This window comes from Candidatus Nitrosopumilus sp. (genome assembly GCF_029882185.1).
In the GTDB taxonomy this organism is placed as follows: domain Archaea; phylum Thermoproteota; class Nitrososphaeria; order Nitrososphaerales; family Nitrosopumilaceae; genus Nitrosopumilus.
This window is the reverse complement of record NZ_JAOULD010000006.1, coordinates 18,075-43,049: the sequence shown is the minus strand read 5'-3', so window position 1 is coordinate 43,049 and position 24,975 is coordinate 18,075. Positions and strand designations below refer to the sequence as shown.

Annotated in this window: 29 protein-coding genes; 9 read left to right on the top strand and 20 right to left on the bottom strand. The window is 33.0% G+C overall.

All coding sequences use genetic code 11. The features are described 5' to 3' along the window. Positions 1 to 55: 55 nt before the first annotated feature. A complete protein-coding gene (locus OEW78_RS03190; protein ID WP_300323954.1) occupies positions 56 to 439 on the top strand; it encodes a CopG family ribbon-helix-helix protein in 384 nt (127 codons plus the stop codon). On the opposite strand, the gene OEW78_RS03185 is transcribed toward OEW78_RS03190, so the two are convergent. The 3 genes from OEW78_RS03185 to pyrB are packed head-to-tail and all read right to left on the bottom strand — an operon-like array spanning position 436 to position 3,484. Then, positions 436 to 1,794: a PEFG-CTERM sorting domain-containing protein gene (locus tag OEW78_RS03185; RefSeq protein WP_300323951.1), complete on the bottom strand. Its 1,359-nt coding sequence runs from the start codon at positions 1,792 to 1,794 to the stop codon at positions 436 to 438. The two genes, OEW78_RS03190 and OEW78_RS03185, sit on opposite strands and share 4 nt — an antisense overlap. Further along, the gene (locus OEW78_RS03180) at positions 1,791 to 2,501 is read right to left on the bottom strand and encodes an LON peptidase substrate-binding domain-containing protein (RefSeq protein WP_300323949.1); all 711 of its coding nucleotides are present in this window, start codon (positions 2,499 to 2,501) and stop codon (positions 1,791 to 1,793) included. The genes OEW78_RS03185 and OEW78_RS03180 overlap by 4 nt, the downstream gene beginning before the upstream one ends. Positions 2,502 to 2,554: 53 nt before the next feature. Next, positions 2,555 to 3,484, bottom strand: a complete 930-nt coding sequence (pyrB, locus tag OEW78_RS03175; protein ID WP_300323947.1) for an aspartate carbamoyltransferase — start codon at positions 3,482 to 3,484, stop codon at positions 2,555 to 2,557. A 41-nt stretch (positions 3,485 to 3,525) separates the two neighbouring features. Here pyrB and pyrI point away from each other — a divergent pair, with 41 nt between their 5' ends. Next, positions 3,526 to 3,987, top strand: coding sequence for an aspartate carbamoyltransferase regulatory subunit (gene pyrI / locus OEW78_RS03170; RefSeq protein ID WP_300323945.1), 462 nt, complete (start codon positions 3,526 to 3,528; stop codon positions 3,985 to 3,987). A gap of 37 nt (positions 3,988 to 4,024) precedes the next feature. Here the strand turns inward: pyrI and OEW78_RS03165 are convergent, their stop codons facing one another. The 6 genes from OEW78_RS03165 to OEW78_RS03140 are packed head-to-tail and all read right to left on the bottom strand — an operon-like array spanning position 4,025 to position 8,927. Continuing rightward, positions 4,025 to 4,333, bottom strand: a complete 309-nt coding sequence (locus OEW78_RS03165) for an ATP synthase subunit C (protein WP_300323943.1) — start codon at positions 4,331 to 4,333, stop codon at positions 4,025 to 4,027. 55 nt (positions 4,334 to 4,388) lie between these two features. Further along, a complete protein-coding gene (locus OEW78_RS03160) occupies positions 4,389 to 4,514 on the bottom strand; it encodes a hypothetical protein (protein ID WP_300323941.1) in 126 nt (41 codons plus the stop codon). Further along, positions 4,514 to 5,146 carry a V-type ATP synthase subunit D gene (locus OEW78_RS03155; RefSeq protein ID WP_300323939.1) on the bottom strand — a complete coding sequence of 211 codons (633 nt, stop codon included), beginning with the start codon at positions 5,144 to 5,146 and terminating at the stop codon, positions 4,514 to 4,516. Before OEW78_RS03155 ends, OEW78_RS03160 begins: the two co-directional genes overlap by 1 nt. A gap of 4 nt (positions 5,147 to 5,150) precedes the next feature. Beyond that, positions 5,151 to 6,536: a V-type ATP synthase subunit B gene (locus OEW78_RS03150; RefSeq protein WP_300323937.1), complete on the bottom strand. Its 1,386-nt coding sequence runs from the start codon at positions 6,534 to 6,536 to the stop codon at positions 5,151 to 5,153. Further along, positions 6,533 to 8,311, bottom strand: a complete 1,779-nt coding sequence (locus tag OEW78_RS03145; RefSeq protein WP_300323935.1) for a V-type ATP synthase subunit A — start codon at positions 8,309 to 8,311, stop codon at positions 6,533 to 6,535. Before OEW78_RS03145 ends, OEW78_RS03150 begins: the two co-directional genes overlap by 4 nt. A gap of 1 nt (position 8,312) precedes the next feature. Next, positions 8,313 to 8,927 carry a V-type ATP synthase subunit E gene (locus OEW78_RS03140; protein ID WP_366523022.1) on the bottom strand — a complete coding sequence of 205 codons (615 nt, stop codon included), beginning with the start codon at positions 8,925 to 8,927 and terminating at the stop codon, positions 8,313 to 8,315. A 77-nt stretch (positions 8,928 to 9,004) separates the two neighbouring features. On the opposite strand from OEW78_RS03140, the gene OEW78_RS03135 reads away from it, so the two are divergent. Then, positions 9,005 to 11,104, top strand: coding sequence for a V-type ATPase 116kDa subunit family protein (locus OEW78_RS03135; protein WP_300323931.1), 2,100 nt, complete (start codon positions 9,005 to 9,007; stop codon positions 11,102 to 11,104). Between the two features lie 156 nt (positions 11,105 to 11,260). On the opposite strand, the gene OEW78_RS03130 is transcribed toward OEW78_RS03135, so the two are convergent. The 4 genes from OEW78_RS03130 to OEW78_RS03115 form a co-directional block, all read right to left on the bottom strand. Continuing rightward, complete coding sequence (locus OEW78_RS03130) at positions 11,261 to 12,052, bottom strand: hypothetical protein (protein ID WP_300323929.1); 792 nt, start codon at positions 12,050 to 12,052, stop codon at positions 11,261 to 11,263. Continuing rightward, the gene (locus tag OEW78_RS03125; RefSeq protein ID WP_300323927.1) at positions 12,049 to 12,828 is read right to left on the bottom strand and encodes a sulfurtransferase; all 780 of its coding nucleotides are present in this window, start codon (positions 12,826 to 12,828) and stop codon (positions 12,049 to 12,051) included. The genes OEW78_RS03130 and OEW78_RS03125 overlap by 4 nt, the downstream gene beginning before the upstream one ends. 175 nt (positions 12,829 to 13,003) lie before the next feature. Then, positions 13,004 to 13,348 (bottom strand): P-II family nitrogen regulator, encoded by a 345-nt coding sequence (locus OEW78_RS03120; protein WP_300323924.1) that lies wholly within the window; start codon positions 13,346 to 13,348, stop codon positions 13,004 to 13,006. Positions 13,349 to 13,575: 227 nt separating this feature from the next. After that, positions 13,576 to 15,135, bottom strand: a complete 1,560-nt coding sequence (locus OEW78_RS03115; RefSeq protein WP_300323921.1) for an ammonium transporter — start codon at positions 15,133 to 15,135, stop codon at positions 13,576 to 13,578. A gap of 124 nt (positions 15,136 to 15,259) precedes the next feature. On the opposite strand from OEW78_RS03115, the gene OEW78_RS03110 reads away from it, so the two are divergent. Genes OEW78_RS03110 through OEW78_RS03095 form a run of 4 tightly spaced genes read left to right on the top strand, consistent with a single transcriptional unit; the run spans position 15,260 to position 17,882 of the window. Next, positions 15,260 to 15,895, top strand: a complete 636-nt coding sequence (locus OEW78_RS03110) for a hypothetical protein (protein WP_300323918.1) — start codon at positions 15,260 to 15,262, stop codon at positions 15,893 to 15,895. Between the two features lie 26 nt (positions 15,896 to 15,921). Next, positions 15,922 to 16,971 (top strand): V-type ATPase subunit, encoded by a 1,050-nt coding sequence (locus OEW78_RS03105; protein WP_300323915.1) that lies wholly within the window; start codon positions 15,922 to 15,924, stop codon positions 16,969 to 16,971. Further along, positions 16,964 to 17,200, top strand: coding sequence for a hypothetical protein (locus tag OEW78_RS03100; protein WP_300323913.1), 237 nt, complete (start codon positions 16,964 to 16,966; stop codon positions 17,198 to 17,200). Before OEW78_RS03105 ends, OEW78_RS03100 begins: the two co-directional genes overlap by 8 nt. Positions 17,201 to 17,234: 34 nt before the next feature. Further along, positions 17,235 to 17,882 carry a Dna2/Cas4 domain-containing protein gene (locus OEW78_RS03095; RefSeq protein ID WP_300323910.1) on the top strand — a complete coding sequence of 216 codons (648 nt, stop codon included), beginning with the start codon at positions 17,235 to 17,237 and terminating at the stop codon, positions 17,880 to 17,882. Positions 17,883 to 18,129: 247 nt separating this feature from the next. Here the strand turns inward: OEW78_RS03095 and OEW78_RS03090 are convergent, their stop codons facing one another. Further along, complete coding sequence (locus OEW78_RS03090) at positions 18,130 to 18,684, bottom strand: hypothetical protein (RefSeq protein WP_300323907.1); 555 nt, start codon at positions 18,682 to 18,684, stop codon at positions 18,130 to 18,132. Between the two features lie 70 nt (positions 18,685 to 18,754). On the opposite strand from OEW78_RS03090, the gene OEW78_RS03085 reads away from it, so the two are divergent. Then, positions 18,755 to 19,108 carry a hypothetical protein gene (locus OEW78_RS03085; RefSeq protein ID WP_300323904.1) on the top strand — a complete coding sequence of 118 codons (354 nt, stop codon included), beginning with the start codon at positions 18,755 to 18,757 and terminating at the stop codon, positions 19,106 to 19,108. On the opposite strand, the gene pyrH is transcribed toward OEW78_RS03085, so the two are convergent. From pyrH to tmk, 3 genes are read right to left on the bottom strand one after another with little or no spacing between them, the layout of a single operon-like run. Beyond that, complete coding sequence (pyrH, locus tag OEW78_RS03080; protein ID WP_366523024.1) at positions 19,109 to 19,792, bottom strand: UMP kinase; 684 nt, start codon at positions 19,790 to 19,792, stop codon at positions 19,109 to 19,111. It lies immediately after the preceding gene. Continuing rightward, a complete protein-coding gene (locus OEW78_RS03075; protein WP_300323901.1) occupies positions 19,789 to 21,024 on the bottom strand; it encodes an HD domain-containing protein in 1,236 nt (411 codons plus the stop codon). The genes pyrH and OEW78_RS03075 overlap by 4 nt, the downstream gene beginning before the upstream one ends. After that, the gene (tmk, locus tag OEW78_RS03070) at positions 21,021 to 21,623 is read right to left on the bottom strand and encodes a dTMP kinase (protein WP_300323898.1); all 603 of its coding nucleotides are present in this window, start codon (positions 21,621 to 21,623) and stop codon (positions 21,021 to 21,023) included. Before tmk ends, OEW78_RS03075 begins: the two co-directional genes overlap by 4 nt. Positions 21,624 to 21,700: 77 nt before the next feature. On the opposite strand from tmk, the gene hsp14 reads away from it, so the two are divergent. Then, positions 21,701 to 22,081: an archaeal heat shock protein Hsp14 gene (gene hsp14 / locus OEW78_RS03065; protein WP_300323895.1), complete on the top strand. Its 381-nt coding sequence runs from the start codon at positions 21,701 to 21,703 to the stop codon at positions 22,079 to 22,081. Between the two features lies 1 nt (position 22,082). On the opposite strand, the gene OEW78_RS03060 is transcribed toward hsp14, so the two are convergent. The 3 genes from OEW78_RS03060 to OEW78_RS03050 all read right to left on the bottom strand — a co-directional run bounded on the left by OEW78_RS03060 (position 22,083) and on the right by OEW78_RS03050 (position 24,945). Beyond that, positions 22,083 to 23,627: an AarF/ABC1/UbiB kinase family protein gene (locus tag OEW78_RS03060; RefSeq protein WP_300323892.1), complete on the bottom strand. Its 1,545-nt coding sequence runs from the start codon at positions 23,625 to 23,627 to the stop codon at positions 22,083 to 22,085. A 5-nt stretch (positions 23,628 to 23,632) separates the two neighbouring features. After that, on the bottom strand, positions 23,633 to 24,016 hold the full coding sequence (locus OEW78_RS03055) for a hypothetical protein (protein ID WP_300323889.1): 384 nt from the start codon (positions 24,014 to 24,016) through the stop codon (positions 23,633 to 23,635). Between the two features lie 596 nt (positions 24,017 to 24,612). Next, positions 24,613 to 24,945, bottom strand: a complete 333-nt coding sequence (locus OEW78_RS03050) for a hypothetical protein (RefSeq protein ID WP_300323886.1) — start codon at positions 24,943 to 24,945, stop codon at positions 24,613 to 24,615. Positions 24,946 to 24,975: the final 30 nt, after the last annotated feature.

Here is a 24,975-nt window from a genome sequence, read left to right as displayed (position 1 = left end):
AAATCTTAATAAGATTAATTGCTAAACTTATAACATAATTAATAACATTAGGCATATGCCAATAGTCTCAATTTCATTAAATGATGAGATTCTATCAGAATTAGACAAACTCCAAACTTCTATGGGATTTTCCGGAAGATCTGAAGCAATTAGAGCCGGGATTAGAGCTTTTGTTTCGGAAGAGAAACAAAAGGCTGATTTGGCAGGAAATATTCATGCAATTCTTTTAGTTGTACATAATGATGAGTTTGATCATGTTGTTTCAGGAATTACTCATAATTTTGAAGATCTGATTACGACACATCTTCATAGTAAAATTGAGAAAGAAAAATGCATGGAGCTTTTTCTAATTGATGGTGATGCTGAAAAAGTATCTATCATGACAAAAGATTTTCAGATAAACAAAAACATGGATACTGTTAAACTAGTAGCACTTTAGATATTAAGTGAAGATTTTCTTGTTACAAAAATTATACTTGTTATAGAAATCACTAAAACAAGTAGAGCAACACTTCCAAATTCAGGCACTACAACTAGTGCAAATTCAGTTTCCTGTCCAGTATTTCTAATATTTTCAAACTTGATTATTGTTGGGCCTGTTTGCTCTTCAGAGAATGTAAATTTCTCAAATTCACCACCAACTTGTGCTATTCCAGATACTCGATGAATCTCTTTGCCGTTTTGAATGATTAGAAATGTGTAATCTGAGCTTCTCAGAGGATCATTTGTTCTTCCATCTCTAATAGTAAAAATAAAATTCGTAGGAACCTCAGGTTCAACAATCAATGGATCCCAAGATAAATTTATTTTGAAATCTTCACTTTTTGTATAAGCTTCTAAAGGAAATGCTATATCTTCACTTGTTGATATTCTAAATACCATATTATCAGGTAGAGGGTCACTAGATTTTTTCATTTCATTTTTCAAAAATCGTAAATGATCTTGTAATAAGACAAGATGAACTATTCTTTCATCGTCTTCTGTATAATCATCAACTGATATAGATGATTTGAAAAGTTCAATTCCGTTTGCAAAAGCTGAATAGCTGGGAGGTAGGAATTCAACAAAATCTTTAGGAAAATGAGTTTCCACATGGACCACATTCACATGAGACATTTGTTTTTCACTCCAGTCAAATGGCATTTCAAATCGAATTTCTTTTGCGTTAGGATCATATACAAAATTAGTTACAGTATCAAAATATGACTTTGAGCGAAATTCAACATCATTATTTTCAGAGTCTTGTTCAATGAAAGATATAGTCTCAATCAGGCTCAAATCTGCATTATAGATGCCAGAATTTTCTATGATATTGGTAGGCTCATCAATTGTTCTAACCTCAATCTCAAAATTGTACAAGCCACCTGTATTGAACAAAGGTCCTGAAATTTCTATCGGGTTTGTTTCAGTTCCATGCCATGCCCCAAGCAGAGAATCTTGTTTGCCATGAATTGTTATTTCAGGATCTTCAGTAGGAGTGACAATTATTGGTAAAATACCATTCTCGGCAAAGAAATAGTTCCTAAAAATCATTTCATCTTTATGAAATAATCCAATAAGAAAAGTCACATTTTTTGCATTTTCTTTGGATTCATCTTCAATTGCAGTAATTGTAATTTGATCCTGTTGGTTTTCAAAATACATTGGCATTTCTACCATGATTGATAGTTTTTTCCCCTGAATATCTACTGAGGATATTGTATCAACACCAAATCCATGTCCATAAACATTACTTGCAGGAAACAACAAACATGCAATCATTGCAAATATTCCAAAATTTTTCAAAGACATCATTTTACTGCTAGTAATTCCTCGACTCGTTTAATTAGTTCATCCATTGATCTGGCCTCTAAAACAGGTTGAAGTTCATTTGGATCCTTAGCGCCCAATGCAGATAATGAATAAATGTAATCAATCGTCGGAGTATCAGTATTCAAATAGTATTGTTCCAATACATGATCCAATGAATGTGAGTCAACAACTTGAGGTAAAGCTTGTTTGATGATTTTCTTTTTCCATAGTTCAACTAGAGACTCCCATTTTTCAAGAGAAATATTCTCATCGATTTCTGGAATCATTTCAACTTCAGCCTGGATATACATTTTTTCTCCTATTCCAATTTTCTCATGTAACTCAGAAATTTCTTGATGTCCCTCTACTGAGAGAGGATCATAATTTTCAGGTTGAGAAATAGATGGTGGAATAATTCTTTTGATTTTAAACGAATTTCTTCCCAGAGTTTCAATGTGTAGTTGTAATCCATCAAGTTCTACATCTTCGCATTTTGAAATTTTAGCAATCGTACCTACCAATTTAGGTGAATTCCAACCATTGATAGAAGTATTTTCATCAATCAAACACACGCCAAATTGACCATCACCAAGCATACAATCATCAACTAGTTGCTTGTATCTAGGCTCAAAAATTCGAAGTGGCAATTCTTGTCTTGGAAATAACACCAAGTCTAACGGAAAAATAGGAATAATTTTGGTTTCAGTCAACTGGTATTATTGGAATGTCTCTAGATATATGGAATACTGATATTCTAAAAAAATTAAAATCCATTCTCATTGAGAATCATACCTAACAGAGCAGAACGAATATGTTTTCCATATTCGGCTTGTTCAAAATATTTTGCATTTTTTGTTTTATCAACATCAGCTGAAATTTCATCTATTCTTGGCAGTGGATGTAAAATTATGGCATCATCCTTCATTCGTTTTAGCATATCCAACCCTACAACATAGCTCCCTTTAACTTTGAGATATTCTTCCTCATCAGGGAATCTCTCTTTTTGGATTCTTGTAACATACAAAACATCAAGATCGTCTAAGTGCTCTTCAATGTCAGTAGTTTCAGTCAAGTCCAGTTTCTTTTTGATTTCGTAAGTTGAGTCTGATCTTATTCTTAGCGATTCAGGGGAAATCAATCTTACATCAACATCATAATTTCCTAGTCCATGTAATAGAGAATATACCGTACGTCCATACTTTAGATCACCGACTATTCCAATCTTTAGGCCATCAATCTTTTTCTTTTCTTTTTTGATTGTAAACAAATCTTGAATTGCTTGAGTTGGATGTTCTTCAGTCCCACTTCCTGCATTGATAACAGGTTTATCAGAAATTTCAGCTCCGAATCTACTTGAGCCATCTAAAGGATGACGCAAAACAAGGATATCTGAATAAATCGACATTATCCTAACAGTATCTGCAAGACTTTCACCTTTCTGAGTTGATGAAGATGTAATATCAGAAATTCCCAAGGAGTTACCACCAATTGAGGCCATGGCAGAGTCAAAACTCAGACGCGTTCTAGTACTTGGCTCATAAAACAGATATCCCAGAGTCTTTCCTTTACAAATCTCTCTTCTTTCAGAAGGACTTGATTGTATGATTTTATCAGTTGATGCAAAAATAGTTTCCAGTTGATCTTTGGTATAATCCTTAATTGATATAATGTCTTTTTGGTAGAACTCGTTCATTCTTTCAATAATATATACAGGTGACTATACAAAGTATTCTGATGGAACAGTCCGACCTTATGGTTCGACGAATTAAGGAGGGTACTGTAATTGACCATATAGATGAAGGTAAAGGTCTTCAAGTTCTAAACGCTTTGAGAATAAATGGGGATGACGGTAGTCTAATCACCATAGCCCTAAATGTTCCTAGTGGCAAATTTAAGAAAAAAGACATTATCAAAGTTGAAAACAAGTTTCTAAAAGATGACGACACAAACAAGTTAGCAGTGATTGCTCCAAAGGCAACAATCAACATGATCAAAGAATACAAACTTGTTGAGAAGCGAAGAGTATCATTACCTAATGAGATTGACAGGATCTTTAGATGTTCAAACCCAGATTGTATTACAAATAGTGCAGAACACATAGAATCAGTCATGGATGTAATTGATAAAGAAGGAAGAGTTCTCAAATGCAGATATTGTGCTAGAGTGCTAGATGTTAACAAGCTAAAATATAATTAAATAAAAATCTAAAAATTTGAAAAATTTGTAGTTTGGACTATTGTCCTAAGATGATAAACATCATAACTATACCGTAGATTGCGATTGATTCAACCATACCTACGAAGATGAATACCTTTGACTGTAATGCTGGATTCTCACTAATTACTGCAAGACCTGCTGCACCTACTTGACCAAGACCAATGCCTGCGCCAAATGCTGCAAGACCAAATGCTAAGCCTGCACCAAGAATTTTCAGTGAATCAGAACTAGCTGCTGCATCACCTTCTGCAGCATATGCAATTCCAGTAGATCCAGAGATGGATATTACTGCTGCTGCCAAAAGTAGTAAAACGATAGGTTTCATTTTATGATCACGCTTTCTCAAATCCTTATTTAAATCATGATAATAAAAAATCAGATTAACCTAATGTTTTCTTTTTGAAAGAGGCTAGATCGCTCTTGATAGATTTTGAGAAATCTTCATGATCTTGTTCTATTACTTTTTTAGAATTTTCAAGTAATTTCTTAATTTCGTCTTTAGCCATTATTTTCCACTTTCCATCTTTTCTTTCACTTTTTTTAACTTTGCGAATTCTTCTCTTTCTCTCTCTTCAAGAGTAGAGAGAATAAATCGAATATTTTCCTTGTATTGAGGAATAATCACATTTTCAAGAGCATTTAGTAATTTTTGTGTCTTTTCTAATGCTTTTGCAAGACTAAAGATGGAGTTTTCATATTCTGCTGCTTTACAAATTTTTGGCATTAATTCTTTGATTTGTTTTGCAGCTCTATCAATTGATGAATTGGTATCTGCAAATCCATAAGGCATTGATTTAGTATCTTTTTCAATAACTGTAAGTGCAGGAATTTTCACATCTACAACTCTTCTAACATGCACATCTACTTCCATTACAGGAGGAGTGGATTCTGCAACAGAATCAACGGTATTTGTTCCTAATGCAAGATAAGCTTCGTTTACTGATTTGTAAATATCTTGTAAAGGATCCCAGATGCCACCTCTTGCTTTAGATGCCTCTTGAATCATTTCCTCAATATTTTTTAAAAGAACTTTACGTTTGTCATCTAAGATTTGTTGAACCATTACGGCTATTTGGCTTGATTTTTTATATTTGAAAAGTTCAATTTTTGTTGCTGCAACGTTTTGTCCAAATGACATTTAGTTACTCTTCCTTGTAATATTGTTCTACGTACTTGTCTTTGATTTTAGTAATCTCATTTCTTGGGAGTTTTGATACAATCTTCCACATTAGACCAAGTGTTTCTTCGATAGTTCTATTTTCATCAGTTGCCTGTGTAAGGAATTCTTTTTCAAATGTATCTCCAAGTTCCAAGTATTTGAGGTCAATTTCAGTCAGTCCTGCCTTACCTACAATACCAGCTAGTGCTCTTACTTCTTGTGCTCTAGAATATGCATCATAAACTTGGTTAGAAACTTCACTGTGATCTTCTCTAGTACTTCCTTCACCAATACCGTCTTTCATCAATCTACTAAGACTCATCAAAATATTGATTGGTGGATAAACTCCTTGTCTGAATAAATCTCTACCAACTACTATTTGTCCTTCTGTAATATAACCAGTAAGGTCAGGAATTGGGTGAGTGATATCATCAGAAGGCATTGATAAGATTGGAACTTGTGTAACACTTCCTTTTCGTCCATTGAGTTTTCCTGCTCTTTCATAAAGTGTTGAAAGGTCAGTGTATAGATAACCAGGATATCCTTTTCTTCCAGGAACTTCTTCTCTTGCTGCACTAATTTCTCTTAGTGCCTCTGCATAGTTTGTCATATCAGTAATTACTACTAGAACATGCATTCCTAAGTCAAATGCGAGATATTCTGCTACAGTTAAAGCTACACGAGGTGTGATAATTCTTTCAATTGCAGGATCATCTGCAGTGTTTAGAAATAGAACACTTCTTTTGAGTGCACCAGATTCTTCAAGACTTCTTCTGAAATATTCTGCTTCACTGTATTGCACACCAATTGCTGCAAATACTACAGCAAAGTCATCTTGTGTTCCAACAACACTTGCTTGTCTTGCGATTTGTGCTGCTAGAAGATTGTGAGACATACCAGAACCTGAAAAGATTGGTAGTTTTTGTCCTCTAACTAAAGTCATCAATCCATCAATTACAGATACACCGGTTTGAATGAAATCTTTTGGATATTCACGTTGTTCTGGATTCATTGGTTCACCGTTAATGTCTACAAATTTATCAGCAATTGGATCTGGTAGTCCATCTTTTGGTCTTCCTAATCCATCAAATACTCTACCAAGTACCTCTTTTGATACGGGCATTTCCATTACTTTACCTACAAATTTTGCTTTAGTTCCAGATATTGATAATCCAGTTGTTCCCTCAAAGACTTGAACAATTGCTTTACCATTTCCTACTTCGAGAACTTTACCTAATCTTCTTTCACCTTCAGTAGTTTCAATTTCAACTAATTCATCAAATGCTGCATTTTCAACATCATCTACAACAACTAGAGGTCCTTTGATTTCTGCAATCTTACTATATTGTACTCCACCTTCTACTGTCAATTTGATACTTTCACTCCTGAAATTGATTTGAATTGTTCTTGCATATCTTTTTCTAATTTATCTAATTTTGGCATTTCGTCATCTTTGACATCCATTCTTGCTTTGAGTAAACTGCTTACCACACCTAATTCACGGATATCAGATAATGATGCACCCTCTTTTAGTGCTTGTTGTCCTTTATTGTAAAAGTCAACACATAATTTCATTAATTTGAATTGTTTTTCTGGGCTACAATAAGTATCAACATCATCAAATGAGTTTTGTTGTAGTAAAGCAATCTTTACCATTCTTGCAACTTCAAGAATTAATTTTTCTTCATCAGGTAATGCCTCTGGACCTAAGAGTCTGACAATTTCTTTGAGTGTATCTTCTCTTTGTAAGACACCATAAGTTTGACTTCTAATGCTAAACCAATCTTCACTAATGTTTTCACTCCACCATTTTGCAATATCTGCAAGATAACCAGAATAGCTGTTCATCCAATTAATTGATGGATAATGTCTAGAGTATGCAAGTTTTGCATCCAAAGCCCAGAAAGTTTTGATGAATCTCATTGTGTGAGTTGTAACTGGTTCTGTAAAGTCACCACCAGATGGAGATACAGCACCAATCAAAGTAACTGAACCGTCACGTTCTGGACTTCCAGCTGCCTGAACACGACCTGCTCTTTCATAAAATTCTGCTAATCTTGATGCAAGATATGATGGATAACCTTCTTCTGCGGGCATCTCTTCTAATCTGCCACTCATTTCTCTAAGTGATTCAGCCCATCTACTTGTTGAATCTGCTACAAGTACAACGTCTTTACCCATATCTCTGTAATATTCTGCAATTGTGACACCAGTGTAGATGCTTGCTTCTCTTGCTGCTACTGGCATGTTACTTGTATTTGCAACAAGAACAGTTCTATCCATCAATGGTTTTCCACTACGTGGATCCTTAAGATGTGGAAATTCAACTAATACTTCAGTCATTTCATTTCCTCTTTCACCACAACCAATGTAAACGACAACTTGAGAGTCAGCCCATTTTGCAATTTGGTGTAAAGTGACTGTTTTTCCAGTTCCAAATGCTCCTGGAATTGAACCAGTTCCTCCTTTTGCAATTGGGAAGAATGTATCAATTACACGTTGTCCTGTAAGTAAAGGTACAGTTGGATCATATCTTTTGTGATATGGACGTGGTTTTCTTACAGGCCATTTATGATACATTTTGATTGGAATTGATTGTCCGTCTTTCTCAGTATTTGCCAGAACAGTTTCTAAATCATAATCTCCTTCGGATACAATGTTTGAAATTTTTCCACCTACATGATCTGGTGGAAGCATAATAGCATGTTCGATAAGATCGGTTTCTTGAACGGTACCAATAATATTTCCTGCAGTAACTTCATCTCCATTACTAACAGTTGGGACGAAGTGATATTTTTTTGTCATATCTACAGCAGATGTTGTGATACCCCTTCCGATGAAGGAACCAGATGCTTTAGATAATTCTCTTAGAGGTCTTTGAATTCCGTCATAGAGTTGTCCAATAATTCCTGGACCTAATAATACACTTAATGGGTTTCCTGTGCCAACTACTGGTTCACCAGGTTTTAGACCACTTGTTGATTCGTATACTTGGATAAATGCTACATCTCCTGTTAATCTGATTACTTCGCCTACTAATTTTGAATTTCCTACGGTTACAGTTTCATACATTTTTGCATCAGACATTCCATTTGCTTTTACTGCAGGGCCACTTACCCAAACAATTGTACCTTGTGCTGCCATCTTAATTGTTCACTCCGAATTTTGCTGCAATATCTTTCCTAATTAAAGGCTTCAGACGTTCAATTCTTGCATCTAAAGTATTGTCAAAAGTCATGGCACCATCCTTTGATTTGATTTTTACACCACCAAGACATTCGATTGTTTCTGAAGATAACTCAGATCCCGGAAATCCTGACAATGATGATTGAACTATGTCCTTATCTTTAGAATTTGTGAATACTATAATCTCAGATGTACCTAAAATTTTGGTTGATTCTTCTAATAATGATTTAATGAGATTGGCATAATCATCAGAGCGATCAGCGTTTACAATTTGATCGAGGGCACTTTTAAAGACCTTATCAACTGACTCTTCTAAAGCCAAAAGTTGTTTGTTTCTTGCTTCAATATCAGCACCACCAGTAATCTGTTTTTCGATTTTATCGGCTTCTTTCTTGCCATCTGCTATAATTTTATCATATTCACGTTCAAGATTAGGAAGAGCATCATTAAGGGTTTTTTGAGAATCAGATAAAGCGGAACTGATATTAGATTCGATCTCTTTTTCTGTTTGACTTAGTATTTTATCAATAGTTTGTTCAAGAGAAGAATTCGCCAATGGTTGGAATTTATCCATAATAGATTTTAATGTTTGGGAACAGAAAAGCAAATTCAGAAAGATATTAAAATCAAAGAAATTACGAATGGATTATCTTGGTAGTAGCAGATCTAAAGCTCGGAAGTATAATTTTACCAAGAAGTGATTCTCCAAGGGCAATTTCAAGATTGACTGAATTTGAATGGTTTCATAAAATTGATACTGAAAGTGATCTAGTCACACCAGAAATTGATGATTTGTTGTTAGATGCTCAGCAAACATACCAATCCATTGATGATGTTGTCAAAGGGTTGGGAGTTCCACCAATGGTTGGAATTTTAGAGATCATGTTCAAAGGAACCACCATCAAAAAGAAAGACTATGAAATTGATGAAATTGAGGACCTGATAAAAGACCTCAAGAAAAGGGCACCATCGATAATTGAAGAACCATCAAAATTATTAGAAGAACAAGCAACAACAAAACGTTCATTGGAAGAATATACATCTCTTAAAGAGACATTAGAGATAGCCAAAAAATTGAACATAGATATTTCAGGATTTGGATTAATGAAATATTTTTACGCAAATCTATTTGTGATAAACTCTACGGACTATGAAGAAATTGCCAGAGCATTAGAAGGCATTACATTTTACAAATATGATCTTTCAAGTAAAGACAAAGCAGCTATTCTTGTAATTTCAAGCATTTCTGATTCGGATAAAACTCTCAAAATTCTAAGAGGATTTAATGCAAATCCATTTGTCATTCCAGAAGGAATTTCTCAAATTCCTTCAGAGGCTTATGCATTAGTAGAATCAAAAATTAAAGAATTAACTGAAAAACAAAAATCTAATTCTAAAAAATTGGCAGTAATAACTAAAAAAATTAGAAGAGATATTTTAGCAATTCATGAAGAAGCTTTGGTAGCAAAAGATGTTCTTGAAACAATCAGAAAACCAGGCGGAACAAAGCATTTCGCAGTAATTCAAGGATTTATCCCAACCAAGATGGAAGAGAAATTTAAAAATTCAACTAAACAATGGACATCAGTAGTAGAGGATATCACTGATCCAAAATTAAAAGAACAAGTTCCAACATTATTTGATAATAAAAAATTTGTACGTACTTTTGAAGTAATTACAGAAAGTCAGGGCATTCCAAAACATGGTGAAGCAGATCCTACACCTATGATTGCTCTAATGTGGCCAATTTTCTACGGAATAATGTTTGCAGATATGGGTCACGGTTTATTGCTTATGGGAATGGGATTACTATTCAAAGTCAAAGGACAGGGTTCCCTTTCAAGATGGGGCATGTTAATTGCAATTTCTGGTGCCGCATCTGCAATAGCAGGTGTAGGTGCAGGTGAAGCGTTTGGATTCCACCTAGATCATATGGGACCACTAGAGGGTTTGCTAGAAAAAGGCGGAGCATTACATTCTGTAAGTTGGATTGTAGGTATTCTCAGTGTTGCAGAACTAACATTTGATCAAGTCATAAACATTCTCAAAGTTTCGTTATTCATTGGAATTATTCATTTAGTTTGGGCCATGGTACTTCGAGTAAAGAGATTAGCTGCTGAAGGTCACAAGTTTGTTATGTTTATGGAAGCAATTCCAAATATCACACTCTATGGAGGAATTGTAGTAATCATGATGTGTGCAATAGGTGCAAACTATGATGTGATGAATATGTATTCCAAAGTTCACACTGAAGCAGTTCCTTGGGTTACAATGTTCTTAGGCGAGTGGGCTGAAGTGTGGATTATTACAAGAATTGCAGTCGTGATAATCATTGCATCAATGGTATTGATGATGGTCGGTGGTATAATGCATGCAAAAAGACATCCAGAAGAAGGAGGTTCTGCAGCAAATGTTGTCATGGAAGTATTCCTTGGAAAAACAGTTGAAAGTTTAGCACATACAATCAGTTATGCACGATTAGGAATTATGTTATTGGTTCACGCAGCATTGTTAATGACAGTAAACAATGCATATCATTCACTTGGTGGTGCTGAATCAGGTGGCGCAATGGCAATGATTATTGGAGGTAACTTGGGAATTATGATGATTGAGGGATTAATTGTGTACATTCAGTCTCTCAGATTGCACTTGTACGAATTCTTTACGAAATGGTATGATGGTGGTGCACAACCATTTAGACAAATTAGACCAGAATTGATTTACAATCAATTCATTTGGAAGAAAAAATAAAAAAGAAAATTTAATTATTTTTTAGCTTTGTCGTGTCCTTTTTTGGCAGCATCCTTAGCACCCTCATACCTGGGGTTCCTAATTTAGTGCCTTTTTCACCAATATCTTTTATTTTCTTTAAAAATCACTTTAGTGTTATTGTAAGTAAATGATCTATTAATTTTCATAGAGATTTACTGTGACTTTGGTAGTCCATGGTTTTAGTTCATCAGGAAATATCACTAGTAAGCCACCATCTTTTTTGATGTTGCTACATGTGCCACTGTAACTTTGTTTGTTTTGTCCAAAACAACCAGATTCTACATAATAATCAAATTTAGAATTCCCAAAGTTTTCACGTTGAACATATGAAGAAACAAAGTATACATCAAAACCCAGGTCTTTATTATCAGTTTTAACACTATAATCATAGGATGTAATATACTTTGAAGTACAAATAGGGAAAAACTGTGCAAACCCATTTTTAATTTTTAATTGTTGATCTAAATTATCATAATTTCTGTTCTCTATATTTGGATAAACTGAAACACTAGGATCTGTGCTTAGTTGTTGTCCTTGAACATATTCTATCTCATGTCTAACGATATCTACAGCTTTTCTATACAGCATTGGTTGCCATTCTTCTTCACAATTACTAAATTCATGTTTTAATTCAACATATGATTTTCCATTTATTTCATGAAGTTGATTTATGTTGTATTCTTTAGATTCTGCATCAAAAACATGATTGATATTACTAATTTTGTCTGATTTGTGCCAAGAATTTGTGACATCAAAAATAATGTTCTTTGAATCACTTTCCCATTCTGATAACAAGTGAACATATACTGAATACTTGTTTATCACCTCCTGAGTCTCTGTTGAAAAAATCATATGACCAAAAAATGCATTGATGAAAATTGTTAAAAATGCAAAAATTGGAATAATTACATATAGAATTTTTTTCATTTCTTTTCTACAGGCAATTCTAATTTATTTCCCCATTCTCCCCAAGAACCAAGATAAACTCTAACATTTTTGAAACCTAATTTTTTCAAAACTAAAAAGGAGTTGGCGGCTCTATATGCGCCTTGACAATATGTCACAATTTCAGAATCTTTGGGATACTCATACATTTTAGATAATTCATTATCGCTTTTGAAAGTCCCATCTTCTGAGATATTTTGATTCCAATCAATATTGATGGCATTTGGAATATGACCGGATTGGGCGGCTCTAACTATATCTCCATTATATTCTCCAGAAGAACGGACATCAAGAATTTTCACATTTTCAAGATTGTTTTGAACATACTCAAATCCTGAAATAATGTCCGGATTGATTTTTCCTGAGAATACTGATGGTTTGAAGCCATTTGGTTTTGTCTCGAGAGATAAATTTTCTTTTTTCCATTTTGTAATTCCTCCATCAAGCATTGAAACATTTTGATGTGATAAATACATCAACATCCAAACACCTCTGGCTGCTAGCATTCCAGAAATTGAATCATAAAATACAATTTTTTTCTCTGGAGTTACTCCGAGAAATGAAAGTAGATTTTGAGTTTGTTTATTGAAATTTTCAATTCCTTCTAATGTAGTATCAATCCAATGAAATGCAAAAAGATCAAGGTGTACTGCTCTTAGAATATGACCTTCAGAATATTCTTTGAATGAACGAGTATCAACAATAATGAGATTAGGATCATTTAGAATTGAATTGAGTTCTTTTGTAGTAATTAACATGATTTAGATAAAATGATCAAATGTAAATTTATTTGGATTAAAATAAAAGAGGATTTCCTGCCCATTTGGAACACAGCAACATCTTGTCTTTAGTTACACATTAATTCTATACAAAAATGACATGTATTTTACACATAAAAAAAAATAAAAAACTAATAAAATAAGGCACTATTTGTTATAATGCCTCTGAATCTGTCTTCTTACTAGCAATATTGACTACTTGAACGACGTCAGTAACAATCACCAGTCCGTCACCAGATTTTCCAGTATAGCAAGATTCAGTTATGGCCGAAATAATTTTGGAAACTTCAGCATCATCTACAATTGTCATGACGAAGTCCATGTTATTATATTCAGCCCGAAACTGTGTTGTTCCTCTACCACTTCTAAGCATAGGTCGGTCTCCAGAACCTTGACCTTTTATACTTGTCACGGTTACACCTTTTGCACCTGCAGATCTAATTGCATGGACTACATCAGAAAGTCTATCGCTCCTGACTATAGTTTCAAGTCTTTTCATGTTTTTATTAATAGCATCTTATTAAAAAAGATATAGAAAGCAAGTAACATGTAAAATCATTTTGTATAACAATTTTAAAATTTTAATTGTGCATCATAAAAATATAGAAAATAAAAACACGAATGAATTTTTTTAATTATTCTGATATTAATTTGTAAATATTAAATCAAAACTATTTAGTAATACGTGCAATCATAGTTATTTTAAAATAAAATTTACACCTTAATTTACTCATTAACATAGGCGCGTTCACCATGCTGTGCTAAATCTAATCCTATTTCTTCTTCTCTAGGAGTAACTCTAATACCACCAGGCCATACTAGATCCATCACTTTAAGAATACCAATTGTAACTGCTAAGGTATAACCAACGGTTATGGCAGCCCCAATTATTTGAATACTTTGTTGTTCCATACCCTCTGCGGTACCAGTCCATGCACCAATACCATCACCAGTATCCCATATATGCGGACTTGCCAGTGTACCAGTAAGTATAGTTCCGGTTAATCCACCCATACCGTGAACTCCCCAAACATCTAAAGCATCATCCCATTTTCTAGCATTTTTGTATGCAACTGCGCCATAACATACGGCACCAGCAGCAATTCCGATGATCAAAGCACCCATTGGACCTACCCATCCAGATGCAGGAGTGATGGTTCCCAATCCAGCAATGGTTCCAGTGGCAGCACCAATTATGCTTGGTTTTCCGGTATGAGCCCAACTAAGTAACACCCATGTTACAGTACCCATTCCAGCACCTATGTTGGTGGCCATCCAAGCACTAACAGATATACCATCAGCCATAACTTCACTTCCAGGATTAAATCCAAACCAACCAAACCAGAGAAGACCAGCACCTAAAACACACATTGGAATATTATGTGGTTCCATTGGAACTTTTCCAAGTCCCATTCTTCTTCCTAGGACAAGCGCAGCAGCTAATGCTGCAAATCCAGCAGTAATATGTACAACTGCTCCTCCGGCAAAGTCAAGTACAGAACTAGGTGCAAGAGAAGGATCTAAATCTAATGTACCATCAGCCATAAATCCGCCACCCCATATCCAATGAGCAACTGGGTAATAGACAAATGTGGACCAAAGTATAACAAATATCAAAACTGCGCTAAATTTCATTCTGTCAACAACAGCACCAATAATTAGAATAGGAGTAATTATTGCAAATGTTCCCTGAAATGCTGCGAAAAGCATATGAGGAATAGTGCCAGGCCAATCTTGGCTACATTGATCCGCATCTACCATTGCATTCATTTGATATGCAGCTGACCATGTATCGCTACAAGGACCTGCTGAGCCAAGTGGAGCATAATGAGAAACACCGTTGAACCCAACATAATCAAGTGAACCCATAAATGCATTACCTACTCCATCATTAGGACCAAAAGTCAAAGAATAACCAAATGCAAGCCATTGAACAGCTGCTATACCCATAATTACTAAAGTCATACCAAAAACATTAACGACATTCTTACTTCTAGCAAGACCACCATAGAAAACAGCCACAGCAGGGCTCATCAAAAGCACCAGAGAGGTAGCTATTAATATAAAAGCTGTGTCACCAGTGTCAATTCTACAAGGTAACATGTTACCATCATCATCAGAATACCAACATTCATTAGGATTGTTGGTGTATATTCCAGAACTTCCAATTACATAACCATCCATTCCATCATCTATAGACTGTGCATAAGCTTGAGTCATCGCAGTAGCAGAAACAACCGAAACCAGCGTAAACATTATGATAAGAAAAGCTTTTTGATTTTTCATTTTTCATATTCAAAAGTAATCATTTAAAAATATATTTTATTATTTTTAACAAATTATGTTACTATTAGAAATAAAATTATTTTTAGACTAATCTTTTATAATCTAAAATATAACATTAGGTACGTTGAAAACATCTCTTTTTGAAACCTTTAAGTTAACAAACCAACTCACAGGGAAGGCAAAAAGACAAAGAAAAATAATAAAAATCATCGGAACCACAAATAATTCAAACCAGAGAACAAAAGTAGAAATTTCAAGAAAGATAAGTGTAGAGAATAAACAATCTTGGAAAAATTCTTATTCTGGTGTCTATAACGATATTGAAAAAATTTTGTTGCCCCAAAAAATAATTGAAGAGGGAGGAAGAATTCCACTTAAAAAAGGACCGCGTTTACTACAAAAAGAAGGTACAGGATATTATAAATTAACAAAAATAGGTTCGTTATTGTTATTTTGTATAGAAGATAATAAAATGAAAATAGACTTTACAGAGTTCACGGATCAACAAGATCTTGGAGAAAAATTAAACTTATTATATGCAATTAGTCCTACTTTATGTTTTTTATTACTAGAAAAATATATATCAACAATGTGTATAAGTGAAAAGAACATAATACCAATCACATTAGAAAGTATTAGTAAAGTAGAAGAATTCTCATTAAAATGTAATTTAAAGTTTATAAAATCAATATTATCATACAGCAGAGATAATCAAAGAAAAATATTGCAAATTCTATCATATATTAGTTCTAAACATTAAAATCTATTCGTATTTATTTCCAATATATGGGATCATCAAAAAATGTCTATACCTCAGTTAAAGCATACAGTAAAAGAGGTAAATTGCTTGCAAAAACAGATTTTCAAACACTAGCAGAATCCAGAGATCTTGAAGAATTGATGACTCGAATCAAGAATACAGTTTATGGTGATGCAATTTCAAATGTCCAAAAGCCATATACTTCTCAGAGTATTGAATCTGGCTTGAGAGGTCATTTAGCAGGAGCTCATTATTCAATTGCAAAGACTGCAGGAAATTCAGATATTTTAGATGCATATTATATGAAATTTATTATTTCAAACTTAAAACAAATTCTCAAGGGTAAAGTTTTGGGAAAATCTCAAGAGGAAATTGAGACTCACATTAATCTTCGTGCAGAAGAATTAATTAAACAAAGAGATGTAATAATCAAAGCATTAGTTTCAAAAGATTTAGAAGAAACAGTTGCCAGTTTAAATTCAGTTCAATTCGGGGATGAAATTTCAAAAGCAGCTTCATTGTATAATGAAACAAAAAATCTCCAAGTTTTTGATACATATTTTGATAAAATTTTATATCAACAACTAGGACGTGCTTTGAAAAACACTAGAGATAGAGAAGTGATAAAATTAGTTGGAATGGATGTTGATTTTTACAATCTTCTCAGTGTCATCAGAGGTAAATTTTGGGGATTGGATGATTCACAAATTGAAGATTTGATTGTCTCACAAACCCCATCAGTTCCTAAAGAATTACTTCAAAGAATGATGGCATCTGCAACAATCAGAGATGCATTTGCTGAATTATCAAACACAAAATACAAGAATTTAATTCCTGATGTTGAAAACGAATTAGACGCTGTAGCTCAATTTGAAAGATCATTTGAGATGGCAATTTACAATTCATCAATAAGATCATTTACAAAAATGTTCAGTTTTGCCACAATCATAGGTATTACAAAATTAACAGCTTTTGAAGTAAGGAATTTAGCAGCAATTGCTTATGCAGTAGAGCAAAAAATTGCTACAGACATCACAATGTCAAAACTAATTGTAAATAGTTTTCAAAATGATTAGATTTCCAAAGAAAAAACAAGATATTTCTACAGAAACAGTCATCAACACTATCTGGGTAAGTGCATTTATGGCAATGATTTTTTCATTACCTCCATTAGGAATATTTTTAGGGATTTATTTTGGTACTGGAAATCTAATTATAGGTGCAATTTTGGGATTTTCAGTGCATTTTGTAACTTTGGCGTTTTCATCAAGAATTTCAAAATTTTTGACTTTGATACTGAGCTAAAGTATAAGTGATGATATAGAAAAGATAATTCATAATGATGGGAGATAGAGATTTTCGAAGTATTGTTGAAAATGCATTAGATTCCATTGGAAAAGAATTAGAAATTGATGTTGATTCAGCAGATATTCAGACCATACATCTACATGAGGTTGTCAAGTGTCTAAGACGTTCATATTATGATAGAATTGATCCTCAAGAGGTACAAAGAAGGGGATTCAATGAGCTTCTATCAGGATTACTAAGAAAGTTACAATATGTAAGTAAACCAAAAGAATTTGCCATAGATGACATCAAACTGAAAGGTCAAGTTGATATGTTAATTGATGATTCAATTTTCTTATTCAGAGGAGCTACAAATGAGTTAGAAAATCCTCAATCAAATGATATTCTTTATCTTAATGCATGTATGTGGATTTATGATAAACCAGATGGAATTATTGTTTATATCACTGGAGATCAAAAAGAGACAATATTTTCAATCTCACGAAATAAAAAAATGTTTGAAGAAGTAATCAGAAGAGTCAGAGTTCTAAATGATCTTCTCAAAGAGCAAAAGACGCCTATCTTAGAACCTTCTACCGAATGCTCTGAATGCCAATATTATGAAAGATGCTTTATGAAAAAGAAAAATACCAAACAATTAGATCTTGCAGAAATGCTAGGATTTGGCAAGAAAGAATAGAAAAATCAGAAAAATGTTGTAAATGAAAAATTCCTTCGTTTAATCTAGTGGTTCTGGATGTCCTTTACCACGAAGAGCGAAACATACTACTGCGAGTGCAACTGCGACTCCTGCTGCTGCGCCATATGCGGCCATACTTGCTTCTGCCATTTGATAAAGAATAATGAGACGGGTTTTTATAACTTTGCCAATATTTTTTCTCTAAAAACATATTATCATAATTTTAAAATATTATGATACATAAAGATTATTTTATAAATTCAAAATGAAGTTCATTTTCTTGACCGCTAGTCATTGAACTGAGATTGTAAAATACATCACCTGAAACTCTCCAGGTATTGATATCGTCTTCAAATGCTTCCCATAAATCAGCAGTATTTCCAGAATTTTTGATTGTCTGAGAATCTCTTAGAATTATTGAATTTTCTCCAAGCAGAGTATAATAATTTGAACCAAACTCAACCATTCCTTGAGGCCTGCTACCAATCTGACCACCAGTGATCTGCTCAGTTTCTGAATAACCTGTTTCAAATAATTGATAATCCATAGTTTGTACAATCATTGCTCTAGGATTTGGATTAGAGAGTTTGAATGCTAAGTCAATGGTAACTGATCGCTCAGATATTTTTGATATCGAGATATCTTCTAATTCAATCTGAAGAGGTTTTACTTGAGGCATATTTTGAATTTCAGTATTTCCTTCCTGTGAAGATATCATGATTGTAGGACCTGATAAAAGAATCCCACCTAAAATTAAAGCTAATCCAGCAACTGCAGCACCAACAAAAATTTTAGGATTCATAGTGTTTGCATTACCTCTTGATATCTTAAATGTTGAGATAGTTATTATACCATTCCCGATTGAAAAAATTGTGCAATATTTTCAAGCAGTACAGCAAGGAAAACAAAGAGCAAGTAAATCACAGATGAAAATGTTCGAAGTTGCTGGATTTGGTATGCTTACTTTGACAACTAAAAAGATCGATGGTAAATTTCATCCAGTAGGAGAAGAAGAGTTTGCTGCAGTGATTAGTTCTCCAGATGGTCATGTTGCAGTGATTGTTGATAAAGATGGTTTTACAAAAGCTCAATCCAAGGCTGTTGAAAAAGAAGAAGCCATATCAATTTACAAGAAGCTCAGAGAAACTGGAATTTTGGAATATCCTGAAAAAGAGATTCAGATATGGTCAGAAACAAGACCTACTATTCAGAACGATATAGAATAATTATTTTGAAGAGAGAATAATTTCGGTTCCCACATCGCTACCCTTTATTGCCTTTTCAATAGTTTTTGTATTAGCTTTTAAAATGCGTGTTTTAATTTTAGAACGTTCAATAATTTTTAGAGCGACAATATCCATCAGATCATAACCACCAGCTACAGAATCTTCATGGACTAACATATTTTTCAAATTTTTCATTTCGATTCGTTTGAATTTTTTGGCATTTTTGAATTTATTTGGATCCTTATCATAAACTCCATCAACATCAGTGGCATTAAGAAATTGTTCAGCTTGTACTTTTTCTGCAATCAATGCAGCAGTACCATTTGTACTTTGACCGGGATGTAGACCCCCTGTAACAACAATTAATCCGTCATCTACTGCATGTTTTACTTCTTGCAAAGTGGTTGGGGGATGTGAGTATGCCTTGTTTTTTAGTGCATAAATCAACAATTTTGCATTTAATCTTGAAATTTCAATTCCCAATTCATCAAGAGTGGACTCATCAGCACCAGAAGATCTCGCATGAGAAATATAATGTCGTGCAATCGTACCGCCGCCAGCAATAACAATAGGTTGACAAATCTTGCTAATTTTTACTAGAAATGCTGCATAATCTTTTAGAGATTTGACGTTATCCATGCCAAAAACTCTTCCTGATAATTTGATGACAATTCGTTTTTTTATTTTAGATCACCAATGATTGATTTTGCGGCAATTTCAACTTTTTTTCTGTTTTTTTGATGTGTATAGATTCTAAGTATGTTCATAAAGCCGGAAATAGCTGAAACTACGGGTATTTTAGAAATTGGCATCTCTTGTGCAGATGATTTTCCATCTTCGTTAGAAGTTAAAACTATTGATTTTGACTCATTTTTTGATGGTGCAAGTGGAATAGATGGAGTAACAGAACTATCTACAAAAATTTCATCTTCATTGATTTTAGATTTCTTGGAAAGTTCGATTCTGAGTTCATCAGTACGAGTTTTTTTCAAATTTGTCTGACTAGTAAGTATTCTCTCAAATACACATTTTAGTAATTTTCTATTTTGATAATCTTCAGCTAATTGCCTCGCTCGTTTTAGTTTAGTAGATTTTGAGGAAATTAGAGATGACAGGACAAATTCATCAGTTAGTTTCACAAATTCATTTAGGTTAAAAGATGTAAAGCCAAATTCATCATCAGATAGTCTTAGTGCCTGAATGAGCATAACTTCTGCTGCACGTACAGTTTTATGAAAATATACTGCTTTGAACATTTGGTATCTGGAATGCATCATTGATTCAAAAGAGTATAATGCTGAACGCTCCAAGGCAAGTTTTTTCTTGTAAACATCAAGTGATTGTGTTATTCTTTTATGATCTACTTTTGCATGTTCAGCCCCTGTAAAATAGCCATCTCTTAGTAAGTAATCCATCATGTCTGCACTCAGAGCACCTGAAACAATTTCATTAAGATATTGAAATTTTGATTCTCCAAATGCGATTTTTGTGATTAATTTTTTGTCAAATCCAGTTTTTGATAAAACATCACCAATCTCAGAATTTAAAATAATTTTTTTTCCATAATCTTCATGTGAAATTTTTTTTTCTTGAATTATTTCTTCGAACAGATGAGAAAAAGGTCCATGACCAATATCATGCAACAATCCTGCAAGACGTAACATTTGAACATCATCTGAATTTAGAAATCCTTTTTCATTTAATGCAAATCCAGCTTGACTAGCAATATGCATCACTCCAAGAGAATGTTCAAATCTACTATGCTGAGCTGCAGGATAAGTCAAATGGGCACCAGAAAGCTGTTTTATTCGTCTTAATCTTTGAAAAATAGGACTGTCAATAATGGGAAGTTCGTAATCATATACGCGAATAAAGTCATGGATTGGATCTATGATGTCAAGGTAAATTTTTTTCATATCCCAAGTTTCTTTGAAAATGTCTTTAGTATTTCTTCATGAATTTCAAGTTTAGATTTTGATGCATCGATAATTTTCCAATGCTTTTTCTTTGCAGTAGTACGATAGATTTGGGATATTTTCCTTGAAAATTGTTCATTTTTCTCAAATTTGTCTCTTTTCATAATTTTTCCCTTTTCATTCCTAGGTGATCTTGAAAAAGATTCTTTTTGTGTAACGTCAAGTAATACTACAAGATCAGCTTTTGGTAGACCATGATCAAGATTTTCAAGCCATTTTTGTTTTAAACCATTTGCTAAACCATATACCAAATTAGAATGATAATATCTATTCATAATCAAAACAGAATTTTTTTCTTCGGCTTCTAAAATTTCATCTAGTTTTTCCCATCTATTTGCTGTCAAAAGACAGTGAATTACTTGTGGTGGAAATTTTCGTTTTCCGTCTAAATATTTTCGAATTTCTTTGCCTATTGGAGTATCATAATCTGGAAAATGAAATAGTTTGGTTTTGATCTTTTGTTTTTTCAATGTTTTTTCCAACAGTGTTGATTGTGTTAATTTTCCTGCCTGGTCTCCTCCTTCAATTACAATAATCATAAGTTAACAAAACTGAGAAATTAATTGATTAAAAATCTATCAAAGTTTATATCTAAAAATTGAGCATGTAACACAAAATGGGACTTGTGAAAGAGGTAATCAAAGAAATTGGAAACAAATCAAGAGAATTCTATGAATTTGTTTTACCTCCAATTGACATGTATCTTAATGCAGATAATCTAAAAATTGTTATTGATATTCCAGGATTTGCCAAAAAAGATATTGAATTATCTTTATGTGGAGATATTTTATCTATCAACGCCAAAAAGATTATTGATGAAAAAGAATCTGAATCTCTGATTTCAAATCAAAGACCAAACATAATTGATAAAAAAATCAGGCTCCCAATTGAAATTAAACAAGGTGAAGAGAAAATTGAATCTGCAAAATACGAAAATGGCATTCTAACACTAATTATACCTGTAATAAAAAAAGGAAAAGATATCACTATAGAATAATTTAGTATTTTCTAAACAGTCCTGAAGTTACCATTACAATACCAGAACTAATCATTCCAATAATTCCAAGAGATTCATTTGATTGATACAAAAATGCAGATCCCATAAATATTGCAGATGCAAATATGCTTCCACTTAGTAAAACCGTTGGTTTTCTTTTTTTCATAAAAATTTGAGCTTCATCCATTAATTTTTGCATCTCAGGTCCTAAACGAATTGCAGAATCAATAGATTTTGAAAAATTTTCAAATGATATTTTTAATTCTTGTACATATGCTTGTGGAATAAGATTTTCTTCTTCAAGAATATTTTTTAAAACTTTAACAAATTTAAAATCAACGTCATGTGTTTTGTAAATTCCTTCAATGATTGATGCCATTCTCATGTATAGCGCTAAATTTTTGGGCAACACAAATGGAAATGTGCTCATGGTTTGGTTTGCAAGTTCCATCAAACTTTGCACTTCCATTTCATCAGGTTTATTTCCATGCATTGCACGTATTGAAAGTTCAATTCCCTTTTCGATTACAGTTCTATTGTATCCAGGGGTAAGCATTGAAAGTTCATTCATGGCATTTACTACTCTTGGAGGATTTCTTTCGACTAGTGCAAGATAAAGTCGAATTAGTTTGAATCTTGTTTCATTGTTTATTCTTCCCACCATTCCATAATCATATAAAATGAGTTTTCCATCATCAGTGACTGAAATGTTACCAGGGTGAGGATCAGCATGAAAAACAGAATGTTTGAGAAGCATTGTAAAAAAGATCTTGTGAACATCTATGACTAGTTGTTCTCTATCGATACCCTTCTCATCAAGGGCTTGTACGTTTGTTATCTTAATTCCTGGCAAATACTCCATTGTGAGTACATTTTTTGAAGATAAATTATCATATACAGATGGTATAACAACTTTATCTGAATTTGCCATATCATTTTTGATTGTTTTTAGGTTCTGTAATTCATTAGTGTAATCCATTTCTTCGTGTATTGTTTCAATGAATTGAGAAAGCATTGCTTTTGCAGAATAGCGTAAATTTGGATCAACAAATCTTAATGCTAGTGGAAGAACTTTTTTCAAAACACTAAGATCTTTTACTACAATTTTTTCTATCCCAGGTCTTTTTACTTTTACAACGATTTGTTGGCCAGAAACAGAGCCACGATAAACTTGTCCTAACGAAGCACCTGAGATAGAATTAGGATCAATTTCATCAAATTTTTTATCAATTGGGCCAAGTTCTTTTTCAATGATGGGTTTTACTTGATCAAATGGAGCAGAAGGCACACTGTCTTGAAGTTTTGAAAGCTCTTCCAAGTATGGTTGAGGTAAAATATCTGCTCTTGAAGAAAGCCATTGTCCAAGTTTTATGTAGACAGGGCCTAGTGAGATAAAGGTAGCAAGGATCTTACGAGCATTTTTTCTAAATTGTTCTGAATCTATTTGATTTTTTTCTTGATTAATCCATTTCTTTCTATCTTTACGTAATGCAATAATAGACGGCAAAAGTTTAATGAGCACTTGGACGGTTCTAATAGTTGACATGATATTTACTCCAAATAATTTTTAATTTTTTTAGTAGCTAGATATCCTACATATCCGGAAATCATTGATGAAAGTAATCCAGAAGTAACAGTAAATTTTTTTGAATCTTTATTCATTATTTTTTTTGTAATTTCTGAACCTCCAAAGATTGCACATGCTAAACCAACCAAAACTTCAGGTGCATCATAAACCAAATGACCTATTGGATCTTTTCTAGGATCTATTTTGTCATTATGAATTAAGAATTTATCGTCATATTCTCTAATGTGTAAATTTCCATAACGGTATTGTTTTTTTGCGCCATTTTTTTGTCCAAGGAATGTTTCTTCAGCATCTTCTAGCATAAATTCACGTAATTCCTTTGGAACTTCAATCTCATCTCCAGGCATGATCGCATGATCAAGTAATTGCTTATAATTCTACGGCAGCCACTAGCAACAGCGCAAAGCCAAAAACAGATCATGTTTTGATTATAAGAAAAATATTTTGTAAACTAGTATGGTCTTACCGATTTCTGCATGTCTCTTTTAAAAAATATAATTTTTAGATAAAAAATTAGAAAGAGAATTTTTGTATTCTTTTATTGTCTAATAATTATAAATCAAAATTACTTTAGTTGGTTTTTTGTAAACATTATAAAACTAATTGAAAATGCAATTAGCATTACAACCCCGGGAACATATGCATAATTAAACCCGATGCCAGGATGATTTTCTTGATGATAGTAATTAATCAAAAAAGTTACAACCAACAAAACTAATCCAACAATTGTTAATTTTTGATGTATTTCCAACAACAATCACATTGTTAGTAACTATATGAATTTAGGAAGATTATTTGTTGCACTTACAGTAAAGGTGTAGTGATAAATCCTATAATACTACCTGCTAGAAATAGAAAGATACCCTTTGCCATACCCAATAATATTCCCTTAAGATATGATATAATTATGATGTAAATTTCCCAAAAATGAAAATTAGAATTATTATGGATCAGATTCCATTTGAGACAATTTTTTAATTACTTGTTCAAGTTCTTCTTTATTTTCTTTAATTACTTGTTTTATTATTTTGATTTCTGTATTAATCTGATCAAGATGAACATCGTCAGAATTTTTTATTTGTTCTTCAAGATCTTTTAGCACTTGTTGATTATGTTGATTGATTTTTTCCAGTTCGTTCTTGTACTTTTCTAATTTTTCATATTGATTAGAAATTTCAGGAACGTCAATGTATTTTTGAGATGTTAGAAACCCTAGAGAAATTATTGTACTGCCTACAGACAAAACTACAATGAGAACAATAATGGTTAATCTCAATTTTGTTATTCCTTATTTCTCCATTTTAGA